Raw genomic sequence first — 14,749 nt, 5'->3', positions numbered from 1 at the left:
GTCCGTCCGCGCTCTTGACGCCTGCAGCCACCGTCAAGGAGCGTCGCATGCAGTTACGGAACGTTAAGATCGGCATTCGGGCAGCAGGAATGTTCACCCTGCTCGGGATCCTGGTCCTGGCCATGGGCCTGGTCGCCCTCTACGAAACCCGCAGGATGGACAGCGCCACCGACGAAATTCGCATCACCTGGATGCCTGCGGTACTCGCCCTGGGCGAGGTCAGCAGCAACCTGGGCCGGGCCCGCGCCCTCACCTTGCGCAGTGTCCTGGAGGACAGCAGCAGCGCCCGCCACGCCACCCTGGACAAGATCGTCCAGGTCAACCAGCAACTCGAAAGCGATCTCAAGGCCTACGAGCACACCATCATCGAAGCCGACGATCGCGCCCTGTTCGATACCTTCATTGGCCTGAGCGAGCGTTACCACGGCCTGCAGAAAGCCATTCGCAACGCCGCCGGCAACGACCAGCTGGATGAGGCCCGCCGCCTGGTCAACGGCCCGCTGGCCGAATACGCCGATAGCATGATGAAGGCCCTCGCCGAGCTGATCGCCTACAACACCCAGGGCGCCGAGCAGGCCTCGCAGCGCAGCAGCGCGGCGTCCGACGAAGCCTTTACCCTGATCATCACCGCCATCGCCGTGATCCTGCTCGCGCTGGTCGGCATCGCCACCCTGCTCACCCGCAGCATCATCGTCCCGCTGGCCGACGCCGTCGCCGTGGCCGAGCGCGTCGCCACCGGCGACCTGACCCGCGAGATAACCGTGCTCGGCCGCGACGAGCCGGCCTTGCTGCTGCGCGCACTGAGCCGCATGCAGCACAGCCTGCGCGACACCTTGCGGCGGATCGCCGCCTCCTCCGACCAGTTGGCCTCGGCCTCCGAGGAACTGCACACGGTCACCGAGGACACCAGCCGCGGCCTGCACCAGCAAAGTGCCGAGATCGACCAGGCCGCCACCGCGGTCAACCAGATGACCGCCGCCGTCGAAGAAGTGGCCAGCAACGCCGTGAGCACCGCCGATGCCTCCCAGGGCGCCGACCGCACCACCCGCGATGGTCGCGACCAGGTCAACCAGGCGCTCGTGTCGATCCAGCACCTGGTCGATGACGTGACCGGCACCGCCGAAGAAATCGAGCAGTTGGCCAGCCACGCCAACCAGATCAGCCAGGTGCTCGACGTGATCGGCTCGATCGCCGGGCAGACCAACCTGCTGGCCCTCAACGCCGCCATCGAGGCCGCCCGTGCCGGCGAGGCGGGCCGCGGTTTCGCCGTGGTCGCCGACGAAGTGCGCGCCCTGGCCCACCGCACGCAGCAGTCCACGGCGGAAATCGAGCAGATGATCGACGGCATCCAGACCGGCACAGAACGGGCGGTCAACGCCATGCACAGCAGCCAGGGCCGCGCCGGCGGCACCCTGGAAGTGGCGCAATCGGCCGGCCAGGCCCTGGAGCTGATCGCCGAGGCAATCGCCACCATCAACCAGCGCAACCTGGTGATCGCCACGGCCTCGGAGCAGCAAGCCCAGGTCGCGCGGGAAGTGGACCGCAACCTGGTGAACATCCGCGACCTGGCGATGCAGACCTCGGCGGGCGCCAACCAGACCAGCGCGGCGGCCCAGGACCTGTCACGCCTGGCGGTGGAGCTCAATGGGATGGTGGCGCAGTTCAAGGTCTGAGGTACCGGCAGCACCCTCAGGGGCAAGCCCCTTTTGCAGAGCTACTGCAACGTTACTGTAGGAGCGGGCTTGCATTGCGGTACTGACGAATAGGAAAAACCGCTGTAGCGCGCGGGACCTTGCCACTACCTCGTGCCCGACCGTCGGACCATGCTCCTGACGTTAGCATTCATACGTCAAGGAACACCCATGCTGTTGAGAAACATTAAAATCGGCAAACGGGCGACTTGCCTGTTCACGCTTTTGGCGGCACTGGTACTGACACTGGGGTTCGTCTCGCTGTATGTCGCAAAGCACATGGACGAGGCGACGGACGAGATCCGTACCAACTGGTTACCCGCCCTGATCGCCCTCAACGAAATCACCGACACCCTCGCCCAGGAGCGCGCCGCGACGTTGCGCGTCGCCTTGGAGCATGACAGCGACGAACGTACCGGCCTTGCCTTGCTCGATCGTATCGATCAAGCAGTGCAGGAGGATCTCAAAGACTACGAGAAGACCATCCACGATGCACACGACCGTCGGCTGTTCGATGCCTTGCTGGCCGCACGCCAACAGTACACCGAGCAGCAACGGCAGGTGTTCGCCGCCATCGGCAGCGGGCGCATCAGCGATGCCAGGCGCCAGATCAACGGCCCACTGCTGCAGCGCGCCGAACGCATGGTGGAAGCCATGGGGGCATTGGTCACCTACAACTACAAGGCCGCACAGGCGGCCTCGCTACGCAGCAGCGAAGTCGGTGACCAGGCCATCACTTTGATCGGCACAGCCGTAACGCTGATCCTCCTGGCGCTGGCCGTGATCGCCAGCCTTTTCACCCACAGCATCGTCGCCCCGTTGTCCGGTGCGGTAAAAGTGGCCAAACGTATCGCCAGCGGCGACCTGACCCGCACGATCATCATCAAAGGCCACGACGAGCCTGCTCTGCTGCTGCATGCCATGGCGGACATGCAGCACAACCTGCGCGATACCCTGCGCAGGATCGCCGCGTCCTCCGAGCAACTGGCCTTGGCCTCGGAGCAACTGCACAGTGTCACCGAGGACACCAGCCGCAGCCTGCACCAGCAGAACACCGAGATCGACCAGGCCGCCACCGCGGTCAACCAGATGACCGCCGCCGTCGAGGAGGTGGCCAACAATGCCGCAAGTACCGCCGATGCCTCGCAAGGGGCAGACCACACCACCCGCGACGGTCGCGCGCAGGTCGACCTGGCACTCACCTCGATCCGCCACCTGGTTGACGATGTCACCGGCACCTCCGGGGATATGGAGCAGTTGGCCAGCCGCGCGAACGAGATTACCCATGTGCTTGAGGTGATTGGCGCGATTGCCGACCAGACCAACCTGCTGGCCCTCAACGCCGCCATCGAAGCCGCCCGTGCCGGTGAGGCCGGCCGTGGTTTTGCCGTGGTCGCCGACGAAGTGCGGGCACTGGCCCATCGCACCCAGCAGTCCACGGCGGAGATCGAGCAGATGATCGAGGGCATCCAGACCGGCACCGAACGTGCAGTCGGTGCCATGCGCAGCAGCCAGGATCGAGCCGGCGGCACGTTGAAGGTAGCGCAGTCGGCCGACCAGGCCCTGTCGCTGATTGCCACGGCGATCGCCGCGATCAACCAGCGCAACCTGGTGATCGCCAGCGCCTGCGAGCAACAGGTGCAGGTAGCCCGTGAAGTCGATCACAACCTGTTGAACATCCGTGACCTCGCGCTGCAGACAACCGCCGGGGCCAACCAGACCCGTGCGTCGGCCCAGGACCTGGCGCAATTGGCACAGGCGTTGAACGGGCTGGTGGCGCAGTTCAAGGTCTGAACCACTGGCTATTACGGCCTGGCGTCGACCACCCGTGCAGCCTTGGGCAGTTGGCCACGCGTCGCCAGGCAGTAATACAGCGGCACTGTCACCAACAGCCCGAACAGCCACGACAGGTCGGCCCCCTCGACGATGTTCGAGTACGGCCCGACATACAGCGACGTATTGGCGAACGGCAGCTGCACCAGGATGCCGCAGGCATAGGCGATGATCGCGTGGTGATTGAAACGCCCGTAAATGCCGCCGTCGGCGCGGAAGATCGAGGCGATGTCGTATGCGCCGCGCTTGATCAGGTAGAAATCCACCAGGTTGATCGACGCCCACGGCACCAGCACCAGCAACAGCGCCAGGATCAGCCCGATGAACTGGCCGATGAAGTCCGCCGAGGCGTTCAACGCCACCAGACCGCAGCCCACCAGGATCACCCCCGCCAGCAGCACCCGCAGCTTGATGCTCGGCGTCCAGTGGGCGGCGAAGGTCTGGATCGCAGTGACGATCGACAACACCGCACCGTAGAGGTTGAGGGCGTTGTGGCTGATGATGTTGAGCAGGAACAGCACCATCAGCACCGGTCCCAGCCAACCGGTGGCCTGCTTGACCGCCACCATGGCATCGGTGCCTTCCGGCACGCACAGCACCGCCACCGCACCGAAGCTGAAGCACAGGATGGTACCCAGCGTGGCCCCGAGGTAGGTGGCCCAGAACGGTTTGGCGATGCCGACTTCACGGGGCAGGTAGCGCGAGTAGTCCGAGGTATAGGGCGAGAAGCTGATTTGCCAGATGATGCCCAGCGACACCGTGGCGACGAAGCCGGACAGGTTGAACGCGCCACGGCTGAAGAAGTCGCCCGGCAGCTCCTGGGCGAACATCATGATGAAACCCGCCAGCAACGCCGAGCCCATCACCCAGGTGCCGACGCGGTTCAGCGTATGGATGAAGCGGTAGCCGATCACCCCGATGGCGGTGGCGCTCAGGGCGCCGATGACGATGGCGCCGGGCATCGGCACGCCAGGGGCGATGCCGTGGATCGACTTGCCGGCCAGGACGATGTTGGAAATGAAGAAACCGACGTAGATCAATGCGGTGAAGAACACGATCAGCAGCGCACCATAGCGCCCGAACTGGCCGCGGCTCTGCACCATCTGCGGAATGCCCAACTGCGGCCCCTGCGCCGAGGCCAGGGCGATCACCACCCCGCCCAGCAGATGCCCCAGCACGATGGCCAGCAGCCCCCACAGCAAGTTCAGGTGGAACACCTGGACCACCATGGCCCCGGTGACGATCGGCAGCGGCGCGATGTTGGTGCTGAACCACAGGGTGAAAAGGTCGCGCGCCTTCCCATGGCGCTCGGACGGTGGCACGTAATCGACCGTGTGTTGCTCGACGAGATGGTGTTGCGACGACGGTTGGGACATAGGATTCAGCTCGAAAGGTCGTTTTTATCGTTGTATGGAAACCGCTCGGGGCGGCCTCTCAGCTGAAGACCATATTATGGTATTCCAAGAGTTTGACAACACTGCGCCGCTCATTTTCACCACAACTGATCCGCTCCATACACTGACTTGCAGCCCGAAGGTTTACACCAAGACCCTTGATTACGGGGGCTTGCGCCGTTTATCGCGAACTCCAGCGCACGGAAAATTCCTCTTGCAATATAGGTATTACGGTATACCATCAGACACATCAACGATAAAAACCGCGGACCACCGCAGCCTTTTCAGAGGTACACGAGATGATCGACGCAACCGTCTACAAGCACGTCCTGGGCTCCTTCCCCTCCGGCGTGACCGTCATCACCACCCTGGACGACGACGGCTCGATCGTCGGCCTCACCGCCAGCGCCTTCTCCTCACTGTCAATGGACCCGCCACTGGTGCTGTTCTGCCCCAACTACAGCTCCGACTCCTACCCTGTACTGATGAAGAACAAGCGCTTCGCCATTCACCTGCTCTCCGGTGAACAGCAGGCCGAGGCGTATGCGTTCGCGAAAAAAGGCAAGGACAAGGCCGTCGGCATCGAGTGGACCCTGAGCGAACTGGGCAACCCGATCCTGGCTGGCGCCACCGCCGTGATCGAATGCGAACTGTGGCGTGAATACGAGGGCGGCGACCACGCCATCATGGTCGGCAAGGTACACAACCTGATCGTCCCGCAGGAGGCGCCCCGCCCGATGGTCTATTGCCGCGGCAAGATGGCCAGCCTGCCGGCCTTCGCCTGAGACTCTGACGACTGATTCCACTTAGAGCGCCTGCCACGGCGGGCGAAAACAACAAAGCTCCGAGGAAAAGCCCCATGAAATTTTCGCTGTTCGTACACATGGAACGTTGGGATGAGCAGGTCAGCCACCGCCAGCTGTTCGAAGACCTCACCGAACTGACCCTGATGGCCGAAGACGGCGGTTTCAGCACCGTGTGGATCGGCGAACACCACGCCATGGAGTACACCATCTCGCCGAGCCCGATGCCGCTGCTGGCCTACCTGGCCGCACGCACCGAGAAGATCCGCCTGGGCGCCGGCACCATCATCGCGCCCTTCTGGACCCCGATCCGCGTCGCCGGCGAATGCGCCCTGCTCGACGTGATCAGCAATGGTCGCATGGAAGTGGGCCTGGCCCGTGGCGCGTACCAGTTCGAGTTCGACCGCATGGCCGGCGGCATGCCGGCCACCGATGGCGGCAAGGCCCTGCGCGAGATGGTCCCGGCGGTGCGCCAGCTGTGGCAAGGCGACTATGCCCATGAAGGCGAGATCTACAACTTCCCCACCTCCACCAGCGTGCCCAAGCCGGTACAGCCGGGCATGCCGCCGATGTGGATCGCCGCCCGCGACCCTGACTCGCACAACTTCGCCGTGGCCAACGGCTGCAACGTCATGGTCACCCCGCTGATGAAGGGCGACGAGGAAGTGCTGGACCTGAAGAACAAGTTCCAGGCCGCGCTGGACAACAACCCGGACGTGCCGCGCCCACAACTGATGGTGCTGCGCCACACCCACGTGCACAGCCCGGCCGAGCCGGACGGCTGGAAGGTCGGTGCCCAGGCCATCTCACGCTTCTACCGCACCTTCGATGCCTGGTTTGGCAACAAGACCGTGCCGGTCAACGGCTTCCTCGAACCAAGCCCGGAATCGAAGTTCGCCGAGGTGCCAGCGTTCGCGCTGGAGAACATTCGCAAGAACACCATGATCGGCACACCGGAAGAAATCATTGCGCGCATCAAGTACTACCAGGCGCTCGGCGTCGACGAGTTCAGCTTCTGGTGCGACAACAGCCTGCCCCATGCCGAGAAACGCAAGTCGCTGGAGCTGTTCATCAAGGAAGTGGTGCCGGCCTTCGCCTGAATTCCCTTTGCCTGATCGATTGCGGGAACCAGCCCGCTCGCGTTGGCCCCAGTGGCCGGCGTGGGCGGGCTTTTTTACTCATCGCGGGGCAAGCCCGCCCACCCCAGACATGAATGCATCGTGGGAGCGGGCTTGCCCCGCGATGAGTCCAGTACGTACAGCAATCAAGGTAGCAACGGTCCTTTCGTCCCCTGACGAAAACAAATTTTCGGCCGACTCTTGCACATCAAATATTATGGTATACCATCAGACAACAAGAGCTGATAACCCTAACCAGGAGCCCCCATGAGTTTCGAAATCCGCAAGATCGTCACCTACTCCGAAGAAACCCGCATCGAAGGCGGCAAGGCCACCGACAAGCCGGTGACCATGGTCGGCCTGGCCGTGGTGATCAAGAACCCATGGGCCGGTCGCGGCTTCGTCGAAGACCTCAAGCCGGAAATCCGCGCCAACTGCTCCGCGCTGGGCGCGCTGATGGTCGAGCGCCTGACCGCCGCCATCGGCGGAGCCGACAAGATCGAGGCCTACGGCAAAGCTGCCGTGGTCGGCGCCGACGGCGAGATCGAGCACGCCTCGGCCGTAATCCACACCCTGCGTTTCGGCAACCACTACCGCGAAGCCGTGCAGGCCAAGAGCTACCTGAGCTTCACCAACAAACGCGGCGGCCCCGGCACCTCGATCCAGATCCCGATGATGCAGAAGGACGACGAAGGCCTGCGCTCGCACTACATCACCCTGGAAATGCAGATCGAAGATGCTCCACGTGCCGACGAGATCGTCGTGGTGCTGGGTGCCGCCGACGGTGGCCGCCTGCACCCACGCATCGGCAACCGCTACATCGACCTGGAAGAACTGGCTGCCGAAAAGGCCAACGCTCAATAACAACAACCAAGACGGGCCTGGGCGTGGCGTGCATACCCGCCGCGCCCGACCTTCAAGGAGCGCCCTCCATGATTCAGCCTGTCGCTGAACGTACACCGGCCGGGACCAGTTACCTGGACCTGGGCCAGGGCCAGCCCGTGGTACTGATCCACGGCGTGGGCCTGAACAAGGAAATGTGGGGCGGGCAGATCGTCGGCCTGGCCAACGACTACCGCGTCATCGCCTACGACATGCTCGGCCATGGCCAGAGCCGCGTGCCCAGCGCCGATACGCCGCTGGAGGGCTATGCCGAGCAGCTCGCCGAACTGCTCGACCACCTGCAGGTCACCCAGGCCTGCGTGATCGGCTTTTCCATGGGCGGCCTGGTGGCCCGCGCCTTCGCGCTCAGCTACCCGCAACGCCTGGCCGCGCTGGTGATACTCAACAGCGTGTTCAATCGCACCCCCGAGCAGAGCGCCGGGGTGATCGCACGCGCCGCGCAAGCCTTTGAACAGGGCCCCGACGCCAACGTCGACGCCGCGCTCGAGCGCTGGTTCAGCCGCGAGTACAAGGCCGCCAACCCGGCCCAGGTCGCCGCCATCCGCCAGATCCTGGCGAGCAACGACCCGCAGGGCTACCACACCACCTATTCGCTGTTCGCCACCCAGGACATGTACCGCGAAGCCGACCTGGGCAACATCCAGGTGCCGACGCTGATCGCCACGGGCGAGCTCGACAGCGGTTCCACTCCGGCCATGACCCGCCAACTCGCCGCACGGATTCCCGGCGCGCAGAGCGTGGTCCTCGCCGAGCAAAGGCATATGATGCCGGTGGAAGCACCGCGCGAAGTCAACAAGATGCTGCTGGACTTCCTCAGGCAGGCCCGCACCCTCTCCGAATCCGCCAAGGGGATAGTCGCATGACCCTCGTTCGTTTCCAGATGTGCATCGACGGCCAATGGCGCGATGCCCAGAGCGGCAAGACCTTCGACAGCCTCGACCCGGCCACCGCCAAGGCCTGGGCGCAACTGCCCGATGCCGGCGAAGCCGATGTCGAGCTTGCCGTGCAGGCCGCCCAGCGCGCCTTCGAAGGCAAGGCCTGGCGCGGCCTCACCGCCACCGCCCGAGGCAAGCTGCTGCGCCGCCTCGGCGACCTGATTGCCGAGAACAAGGAACACCTGGCCCAGCTGGAAAGCCGCGACAACGGCAAGCTGATCCGCGAAACCCGCGGCCAGGTCGGCTACCTGCCGGAGTTCTTCCACTACACCGCAGGCCTGGCCGACAAGCTCGAAGGCGGCACCCTGCCGCTGGACAAGCCGGACCTGTTTGCCTACACCGTGCACGAGCCGATCGGCGTGGTGGCCGGGATCATCCCGTGGAACAGCCCGCTGTACCTCACCGCGATCAAGCTGGCCCCGGCCCTGGCCGCCGGCAACACCATCGTGCTCAAGCCCTCGGAGCACGCCTCGGCGACCCTGCTCGAACTGGCCCGCCTGGCCCTGGAAGCCGGCTTCCCGGCTGGCGTGGTCAACGTGGTCACAGGTTACGGCCCAAGCACCGGCGCGGCGCTGACCCGCCACCCGCTGGTGCGCAAGATCGCCTTCACCGGCGGCGCCGCCACTGCCCGCCACGTGGTGCGCAGCAGCGCCGAGAACTTCGCCAAGCTGTCGCTTGAGCTGGGCGGCAAGTCGCCGAACATCATCTTCGCCGACGCCGACCTGGACAGCGCCATCAACGGCGCCGTAGCCGGCATCTATGCCGCCTCCGGGCAAAGCTGCGTGGCCGGTTCGCGGCTGCTGGTGCAGGACGAGATCTTCGACGAGTTCGTCGAACGCCTGATCGCCCGCGCCAAAAGCATCCGCATCGGCAACCCGCAAGACGACAGCAGCGAGATGGGCCCGATCGCCACCGCCCAGCAACTGGCGGTGATCGAAGGCCTGGTGGCCGCGGCCAAGGCCGAGGGCGCCACCCTGCGCATGGGCGGCAAACGTGCAGAGGTCGAAGGTGACGGCTGGTTCTACGAGCCGACCCTGTTCGAATGCGACAGCAACTCGATGACCATCATGCAGGAAGAAGTGTTCGGCCCGGTCGCCGCGGTGATCCGCTTCAAGACCGAGGAGCAGGCCCTGGCGATGGCCAACGACTCGCAGTTCGGCCTGGCCGCCGGTATCTGGACCCGCGACCTGGGCCGCGCCCATCGCCTGGCCCGTGACGTGCGCTCGGGGATCATCTGGGTCAACACCTACCGCGCCGTCTCGGCAATGGCCCCCATTGGCGGCTTCAAGAACAGCGGTTATGGCCGCGAGAGCGGCATCGACTCGGTGCTGGCCTATACCGAGCTGAAGACGGTGTGGATCAACCTGTCCACCGCGCCCATGCCCGACCCCTTCGTGATGCGCTAGGAGAACGCCACCATGATCGAACCCGGCATCTACAAAGACGTGATGGGCTCGTTCCCGTCCGGCGTCACCGTGGTCACCACCCTGGACGCCGACGGCGGCATCGTCGGCATCACCGCCAGCGCGTTCAGCGCGCTGTCGATCGAGCCGGCACTGGTGCTTTTCTGCCCCAACTACGCCTCCGACACCTACCCGATCCTGCGCGACAGCAAGCGGTTCGCCATCCACCTGCTGTCCGCCGACCAGACCGCCGAGGCCTATGCCTTCGCCGGCAAAGGCAAGGACAAGGCCAAGGGCATCGACTGGCAGTTGAGCGAACTGGGCAACCCGCTGCTGACCAAGGCCACGGCGATCATCGAGTGCGAACTGTGGCGCGAATACGATGGCGGCGACCACGCGATCATCGTTGGCCAGGTGAAGAACCTGGTGCTGCCCGAGCAGCCGGTAACGCCCATGGTGTACCACAAGGGCAAGCTCGGCGCACTGCCGCCGCTGGGCTGAGATCCGCTGGGGCCGCTTTGCGGCCCCAGCCCCCATTTTCCATTCAGTCACACAGGACCCTGGCCATGAACAACGAAAAGTACGAAAAAGGCCTGCAGATCCGCACCCAGGTGCTCGGCGAGGAATACGTCCAGCGCTCGCTCGAGAACGCCGACGCCTTCACCCAGCCACTCCAGGAGCTGGTCACCGAATACTGCTGGGGCCACGTGTGGGGCCGCGAAGGCTTGTCGCTCAAAGAGCGCAGCATGATAAACTTGGCAATGATTTCCGCGCTCAACCGGCCCCACGAACTCAAGCTGCACATCCGCGGCGCCTTGCGTAATGGCCTGAGCCGCGAACAGATTCGCGAGATCCTGCTTCAAGTCGGCATTTACTGCGGCGTACCTGCGGCGGTGGACAGTTTCCGCCTGGCCCGCGAGGCGTTCGCCGAAGCCGACGCGCAGGCAACCCGTTAACAGCGGGCTGTGTGAACCACCGCAAGGAATGCCCGGGTTCGAGGCATTCCGCGATGTTGGCGCAACAGCCGCATTAAGAGCGCCCCTGATGAAACGCCAGCCCCTCGACGACAGCTTCAAGGTCAACCGCAACCCCGTCACCCTGCGTGAAATCGTGCTCGACAAACTGCGCGGCGCGATCATGAACTTCCACCTGCTGCCGGGCGACCGCCTGGTCGAACGCGACCTTTGCGAGCGCCTTGGCGTCAGCCGCACCTCGGTGCGCGAGGCCTTGCGTCACCTGGAGTCCGAAGGCCTGGTGGAGTTCGCCGACGCCAAGGGGCCACGGGTGGCCATCATCACACTGGAGGACGCCCGCGACATCTATGAGCTGCGCTGCGTGCTCGAAGGCCTTATCGTGCAACTGTTCACCCTCAACGCCAAGGCCAAGGACATCCGTGCCCTGGAGCGCGCCCTGGAGGTCAACCGCGAGGCCCTGGAGGACGGTGAGCTGCAACAGGTGCTCGACTCGGTGCAAGGCTTCTACGACGTGCTGCTCGAAGGCTCGGGCAACCAGGTCGCCGCCCAGCAGCTGCGCCAGCTGCAGGCGCGCATCAGCTACCTGCGCGCCACCTCGGTGTCCCAGGAAAACCGCCGGGGCGCCAGCAACCTCGAGATGGAAAAGATCGTCGATGCGATCAAGGGCGGCGATCCCCAGGCCGCCCACCAGGCCTCGGTCGACCATGTACGCGCCGCTGCCAAGGTCGCCCTCGACTACCTGCGCCAGAAGCAGGACGACAACGCCAAGGTCCGCGATATCGTCGCCCCCCTGCCCCTCAAGGACCCTCGCATAGGCCGCTGACCATGCCCACCGCCCCGCGCTACTGCCCGCACTGCACCACGGAACTGGCCCGGGGCGTCCCCAACGGCGACACCCACGAACGTCTTCACTGCGCCGGTTGCGGCTACATCCACTACATCAACCCGAAGATCATCGCCGGCTGCATCATCGAGCGCGACGGCAAGTACCTGCTGTGCCAGCGCGCCATCCCGCCGCGCCCCGGCACCTGGACCCTGCCGGCCGGGTTCATGGAAGCTGGCGAGACCACCGAACAGGCGGCGCTGCGCGAGGTATGGGAAGAGAGCGGCGTGCGCGCCGACATCGTCTCGCCCTACTCGATCTTCAGCGTGCCGCGGATCAGCGAGGTGTACATCATCTTCCGCGCCGTGGTCACCGAGGAAACCGGCGAATACGGGCCCGAGACCCTGGACTATCGTTTCTTCGAACCGGACCAGATCCCCTGGGACGAAATCTACTACCCGGCGATCCGGCAGATCCTCGAGCGCTACATCCTCGAGCGCCAGGCCGGCGTGTACGGCATCTACATGGGCAATGACGATACCGGCAAGGTGCACTTCATCCGCTGACGATGGCGCACACAAATTCCTCGCCAAGCGTCGCGTCTCGGTGCACCCTGATGGTCTCACGCAAAAGGACCAGCAACGTTCATGGCGAAATGGCTAGACGGCGGCGGGCTGATGGCCGCGCGCATCCGCAACCACGACTGGGCATCCACGCCCCTCGGCCCGCTGGATAGCTGGCCCGACGTACTCAAGACCAGCGTCTCCCTGTGCCTGGCCTCGCGCTTTCCCCAGGCCGTGCTCTGGGGCGATGCGTTGATCACCCTGCACAACGACGCCTTCAGCGAGATCCTGGGCGGCAAGCCAACCGCCCTGGGCCGGCCCTTCAGCGATGTCTGGCAGGAAGCCTGGAGCAATATTCGCCACCTGGCCCAGCGCGCGCTCGCCGGCGAGGCGGTATACATCGAGGACTTCCCGCTGATGATCGAGCGTCATGGCAGCCCGGAGCGCGCCTATTTCACCTTCTGTTACAGCCCGGTGCGCGACCACGACGGCAAGGTAGTGGGCATGCTCGACACGGTCACCGAAACCACCGCGAGCGTGGTCGCCAACCGCCGTCTGAACTTCCTCGACAGCCTCGGCCGGGCTGCCGCCAATGCCACCGATCCGGAACGGATCATGGCCACCACCACTCGCCTGCTTGGCGAGCACCTGCAGTTGTCCAGCTGCGCCTATGCGGTGATGGCGCCCGACGAGGACGGCTTCACCATTTGCGGCGACTGGGTAGCACCGGGCTCGCCACGGCTGATCGGCCAGTACCGCCTGGCCGACTTCGGCGCGCTGGCCGTCAGCCGCCTGCGCGCAGGCCTGGCGCTGGTGATCGATGACAATCTCAGCCAGTTGCCGGCACCTGAGTCGGCGACCTTCCAGGCCATCGGCATCACCGCGACCATCTGCATGCCGTTGATCAAGGAGGGCCGCCTGACCGCGCTGATGGCCATCCACGACAAGCAGCCCAGGGCCTGGACCGATTACGAACAGACCTTGATCGGCGAAGTGACCGAACGCTGCTGGGCGCATATCCAGCGGGTCCAGGCCAACGCCGAGGTGCGCGAGGCACTGACCGCCCTGGAGGCCCTCAATACCACCCTCGAACAACGCGTGGAAGAGCGCACCAGCCAGTTGCTGCATACCGAGGCTGTCCTGCGCCAGACCCAGAAGCTCGAGGCCATCGGCCAGCTCACGGGGGGCGTGGCCCATGACTTCAACAACCTGCTGACCATCATCCGCTCCTCCATCCACTTCCTGCAGCGCCCGGACCTCGACGAGAACCGGCGCAGCCGCTATCTCAAGACCGTGTCCGACACCGTCGACCGCGGCGCCAAGCTGACCGGGCAACTGCTCGCCTTCGCCCGCCGCCAGGCGCTCAGCCCACAGGTATTCGACGCCGGCCCCAGGCTCGAGGCGATGGCCGAAATGCTCGATACCGCCACCGGCGCGCGCATCCAGGTGAGCCTGGAACTGCCCGACACGCCCTGCCACGTGCACGCAGACCTCGGCCAACTGGAAACCGCGGTGATCAACCTGATGATCAACGGCCGCGACGCCATGGCCGGCGCGGGCACCTTGCGCCTGCGCCTGGAAGCCAACCAGCAGCTGCCGGCGCTGCGTGGCCAGGCCCCCCAGGCCGGGCCATTCGCTGCCATCTCGGTGGTCGACAGCGGCGTGGGCATTGCCCCGCACCTGCTGGAGCGCATCTTCGACCCGTTCTTCACCACGAAGGCCGCCGGCCAGGGCACCGGGCTCGGCTTGTCGCAGGTGTTCGGCTTCGTCAAACAGTCGGGGGGCGATGTCCAGGTCAGCAGCCGCGAAGGCCTGGGCACCACCTTCACCCTGTACCTGCCCCAGGTGGCCCAGGCCGATGCCGAAGTCAGCACCGCTTTGCCGACGCTGGCGCCCAATGGCGAGCGCCGACATATCCTGGTGGTCGAGGACAACCCCGATGTCGGCAGTTTTACCGCGCAGATCCTGCGCGATCATGGCTACCGAATCAGTTGGGCGATCTCGGCAGAGGATGCGCTGAAGCAGATCGCTTCGACACAAGGCGGATTCGACGCGGTGTTTTCCGACGTGGTGATGCCTGGCATGGGCGGCCTGGCCCTGGCCAGGGAGCTGCGGCGCAGCCAACCCCATCTGCCGGTGATCCTGACCTCCGGCTACAGCGAGGCGATTGCCGAAGGTGGCCACCAGGGCTTCGCCTTCCTGGCCAAGCCCTATTCGGCCGAGCAGGTGTGCCGGATGCTGGGGGACGTGCTGGGAAGGCAGTGAGCGGCGCGTTGGGCAGGCGATTGGCAAAACGCCCTGACCAGTCG

At 65.1% G+C, this 14,749-nt stretch carries 13 protein-coding genes; 12 read left to right on the top strand and 1 reads right to left on the bottom strand.

Annotation, left to right across the window (positions count from 1 at the left end; translation table 11 throughout):
- Window positions 1–47 precede the first annotated feature (47 nt).
- Window positions 48–1,673, top strand: a complete 1,626-nt coding sequence (locus LOY42_RS10785; protein ID WP_139671400.1) for a methyl-accepting chemotaxis protein — start codon at window positions 48–50, stop codon at window positions 1,671–1,673.
- A 189-nt stretch (window positions 1,674–1,862) separates the two neighbouring features.
- The gene (locus tag LOY42_RS10780; protein ID WP_258600568.1) at window positions 1,863–3,485 is read left to right on the top strand and encodes a methyl-accepting chemotaxis protein; all 1,623 of its coding nucleotides are present in this window, start codon (window positions 1,863–1,865) and stop codon (window positions 3,483–3,485) included.
- Window positions 3,486–3,496: 11 nt separating this feature from the next.
- Here LOY42_RS10780 and LOY42_RS10775 read toward each other — a convergent pair whose 3' ends face one another.
- Entirely contained in the window at window positions 3,497–4,900 is a 1,404-nt protein-coding gene (locus tag LOY42_RS10775; RefSeq protein ID WP_258600566.1) for a cytosine permease, read from the bottom strand.
- A gap of 317 nt (window positions 4,901–5,217) precedes the next feature.
- On the opposite strand from LOY42_RS10775, the gene LOY42_RS10770 reads away from it, so the two are divergent.
- From LOY42_RS10770 to LOY42_RS10725, 10 genes are all read left to right on the top strand, one after another.
- Window positions 5,218–5,703, top strand: coding sequence for a flavin reductase family protein (locus LOY42_RS10770; protein WP_023630914.1), 486 nt, complete (start codon window positions 5,218–5,220; stop codon window positions 5,701–5,703).
- 74 nt (window positions 5,704–5,777) lie between these two features.
- A complete protein-coding gene (locus LOY42_RS10765) occupies window positions 5,778–6,821 on the top strand; it encodes an LLM class flavin-dependent oxidoreductase (RefSeq protein ID WP_139671412.1) in 1,044 nt (347 codons plus the stop codon).
- Window positions 6,822–7,106: 285 nt separating this feature from the next.
- Window positions 7,107–7,703, top strand: coding sequence for an amino acid synthesis family protein (locus tag LOY42_RS10760; RefSeq protein ID WP_023632164.1), 597 nt, complete (start codon window positions 7,107–7,109; stop codon window positions 7,701–7,703).
- A gap of 68 nt (window positions 7,704–7,771) precedes the next feature.
- Window positions 7,772–8,605, top strand: coding sequence for an alpha/beta fold hydrolase (locus LOY42_RS10755; RefSeq protein ID WP_139671415.1), 834 nt, complete (start codon window positions 7,772–7,774; stop codon window positions 8,603–8,605).
- Complete coding sequence (locus LOY42_RS10750) at window positions 8,602–10,083, top strand: aldehyde dehydrogenase (RefSeq protein ID WP_046855237.1); 1,482 nt, start codon at window positions 8,602–8,604, stop codon at window positions 10,081–10,083. The genes LOY42_RS10755 and LOY42_RS10750 overlap by 4 nt, the downstream gene beginning before the upstream one ends.
- 12 nt (window positions 10,084–10,095) lie before the next feature.
- Window positions 10,096–10,581, top strand: coding sequence for a flavin reductase family protein (locus LOY42_RS10745; RefSeq protein WP_102682370.1), 486 nt, complete (start codon window positions 10,096–10,098; stop codon window positions 10,579–10,581).
- Window positions 10,582–10,646: 65 nt separating this feature from the next.
- Entirely contained in the window at window positions 10,647–11,036 is a 390-nt protein-coding gene (locus tag LOY42_RS10740; protein ID WP_111532457.1) for a carboxymuconolactone decarboxylase family protein, read from the top strand.
- An 88-nt stretch (window positions 11,037–11,124) separates the two neighbouring features.
- On the top strand, window positions 11,125–11,877 hold the full coding sequence (locus LOY42_RS10735) for a GntR family transcriptional regulator (protein WP_139671419.1): 753 nt from the start codon (window positions 11,125–11,127) through the stop codon (window positions 11,875–11,877).
- Between the two features lie 2 nt (window positions 11,878–11,879).
- Window positions 11,880–12,443: an NUDIX hydrolase gene (locus LOY42_RS10730; RefSeq protein WP_198754273.1), complete on the top strand. Its 564-nt coding sequence runs from the start codon at window positions 11,880–11,882 to the stop codon at window positions 12,441–12,443.
- Window positions 12,444–12,524: 81 nt separating this feature from the next.
- The gene (locus LOY42_RS10725) at window positions 12,525–14,705 is read left to right on the top strand and encodes an ATP-binding protein (RefSeq protein WP_139671425.1); all 2,181 of its coding nucleotides are present in this window, start codon (window positions 12,525–12,527) and stop codon (window positions 14,703–14,705) included.
- Window positions 14,706–14,749 lie beyond the last annotated feature (44 nt).

Origin of the sequence: Pseudomonas sp. B21-023 (assembly GCF_024749165.1) — a bacterium.
In the GTDB taxonomy this organism is placed as follows: Bacteria; Pseudomonadota; Gammaproteobacteria; order Pseudomonadales; family Pseudomonadaceae; genus Aquipseudomonas.
Note: the sequence above shows the minus strand (reverse complement) of the source record. Positions and strands in the feature narration are given on the sequence as shown.

Bases quoted from the DNA above. Each gene is read 5' to 3' on its own strand.
- LOY42_RS10785 (WP_139671400.1), top strand. From the start codon at position 48: ATGCAGTTACGGAACGTTAAGATCGGCATTCGGGCAGCAGGAATGTTC.
- LOY42_RS10780 (WP_258600568.1), top strand. From the start codon at position 1,863: ATGCTGTTGAGAAACATTAAAATCGGCAAACGGGCGACTTGCCTGTTC.
- LOY42_RS10775 (WP_258600566.1), bottom strand. From the start codon at position 4,900: ATGTCCCAACCGTCGTCGCAACACCATCTCGTCGAGCAACACACGGTC.
- LOY42_RS10770 (WP_023630914.1), top strand. From the start codon at position 5,218: ATGATCGACGCAACCGTCTACAAGCACGTCCTGGGCTCCTTCCCCTCC.
- LOY42_RS10765 (WP_139671412.1), top strand. From the start codon at position 5,778: ATGAAATTTTCGCTGTTCGTACACATGGAACGTTGGGATGAGCAGGTC.
- LOY42_RS10760 (WP_023632164.1), top strand. From the start codon at position 7,107: ATGAGTTTCGAAATCCGCAAGATCGTCACCTACTCCGAAGAAACCCGC.
- LOY42_RS10755 (WP_139671415.1), top strand. From the start codon at position 7,772: ATGATTCAGCCTGTCGCTGAACGTACACCGGCCGGGACCAGTTACCTG.
- LOY42_RS10750 (WP_046855237.1), top strand. From the start codon at position 8,602: ATGACCCTCGTTCGTTTCCAGATGTGCATCGACGGCCAATGGCGCGAT.
- LOY42_RS10745 (WP_102682370.1), top strand. From the start codon at position 10,096: ATGATCGAACCCGGCATCTACAAAGACGTGATGGGCTCGTTCCCGTCC.
- LOY42_RS10740 (WP_111532457.1), top strand. From the start codon at position 10,647: ATGAACAACGAAAAGTACGAAAAAGGCCTGCAGATCCGCACCCAGGTG.
- LOY42_RS10735 (WP_139671419.1), top strand. From the start codon at position 11,125: ATGAAACGCCAGCCCCTCGACGACAGCTTCAAGGTCAACCGCAACCCC.
- LOY42_RS10730 (WP_198754273.1), top strand. From the start codon at position 11,880: ATGCCCACCGCCCCGCGCTACTGCCCGCACTGCACCACGGAACTGGCC.
- LOY42_RS10725 (WP_139671425.1), top strand. From the start codon at position 12,525: ATGGCGAAATGGCTAGACGGCGGCGGGCTGATGGCCGCGCGCATCCGC.